Origin of the sequence: Streptococcus mitis (assembly GCF_946190065.1) — a bacterium.
GTDB classification, from domain to species: Bacteria; Bacillota; Bacilli; order Lactobacillales; family Streptococcaceae; genus Streptococcus; species Streptococcus mitis_DE.
This window is the reverse complement of the sequence record NZ_CAMHZD010000038.1, coordinates 1-1,635: the sequence shown is the minus strand read 5'-3', so window position 1 is coordinate 1,635 and position 1,635 is coordinate 1. Positions and strand designations below refer to the sequence as shown.

Genomic DNA, 1,635 nt, shown 5'->3' with positions numbered 1-1,635 from the left:
GGAAAAGAAATTAGCAAATCTAATGTAGACTCAATTAAAGCTAAATTAGAAGCTAAAGGATATGAAGTAGTAGCTCCAACAGATGCACTTTACACAACAGATAAAGAAGGATTCTACAAAGAAGCAACTCGTACATTTGATGCTGTAAGTGATAAATCTACAGGAGCAGCTGATGAGAAAGTACCTAGTCAACAATACTATGTCATTGTGAAAGGTAAAGAACTTCCAGTTGATCCAACTAAACCACTAGATCCAAACAACAATCCAGTGGATCCAACAAATCCAACTCCAACAAATCCAACGACACCACGTGATCCTGAAACACCAGTGACACCAAAACCAGAGGATAAAGTACCAAACGATCCTAAAGGACGTACTTATGGAGAATTAGGATTAGTAGAACAAGTTACTCGTACAATCAACTACGTGAAGAATGACGGTTCTAAAGCTGCAGAGCCAGTTAAAGAAACATTAACATTCACACGTAAAGCGAAAATTAACGCTGTAACAGGTGAAGTAACGTACTTAGCAGCGGATGGTGTAACAGCATCAACGAAAGAAGATGCACCATGGACTCCAGTAAACGGCGATAAATTCACAGAGAAAGTATCGCCAGCAGTACCTAACTACACACCAACAGTAGAAAAAGTAGCTGAAAAAACAGGTGTAACAGCAACAGATGAAGACATCGTTGAAACAGTAGTGTACAATCCTACAAAACAAACGGTAGATCCAAACGCACCAAAAGATCCATCAACACCAGATGTTACTCCAAAACCTAACGATGTAGTACCAAACGACCCTAAAGGACGTACGTACAAAGAATTAGGATTAATTGAAGAAGTAACACGTACAGTTCACTATGTATACGAAGATGGAACTAAAGCAGCTGAGGATAAAGTACAAACAATTACATTTACTCGTACAGCTGAGATTGATACTGTAACGGGAGCAATTTCTAACTTTGGTACTTGGACGCTTAAAGATGAGAATAATACATTCGAACCTGAAACAACAGAGGCGAAAGCAGGATATGTTGCTTCAGCTGCTAAATCTACTGAGGTAACAGGAGTTCAAGCGACAGATAAAGATACAGAAGAAACAATTATCTACCGCAAACTTGGTTCATATGTGCCAGTAGTTCCAGCAGGTGTAACACCTCCAGCGAACTTCGATAAGACACCAAAACCATATCCAAATGCGACTCCAGAAGATCCAACAAGACCAGGAACTCCAACTACACCAACTACAACAATTCCTGAAATCCCTGGAACAACTCCAGTAGGACCAGATGGAACACCATTAACGAAAAATCCAAATGGTGGATACGATTTACCACCAGTACCAACAGATCCAACTCAAAACACTACAATTACGTATGTTAAAGACGGATCACAAGTGGCAGTAGTTCACTTCGTAGATGAAAAAGGTAACTCAGTTAATGAATCAGTAGTTGAAACTGGAGATACAGGAAAAGAAATTAGCAAATCTAATGTAGACTCAATTAAAGCTAAATTAGAAGCTAAAGGATATGAAGTAGTAGCTCCAACAGATGCACTTTACACAACAGATAAAGAAGGATTCTACAAAGAAGCAACTCGTACATTTGATGCTGTAAGTGATAAATCTACAGGA

The 1,635-nt window shown here is 39.0% G+C and carries 1 protein-coding gene; it reads left to right on the top strand.

The annotated features are described in order from the left end of the window. Nucleotides 1-1,635, top strand: a 1,635-nt coding sequence (locus OCF96_RS09815; protein ID WP_419991743.1) for a mucin-binding protein, incomplete at both ends; no start/stop codon positions are given.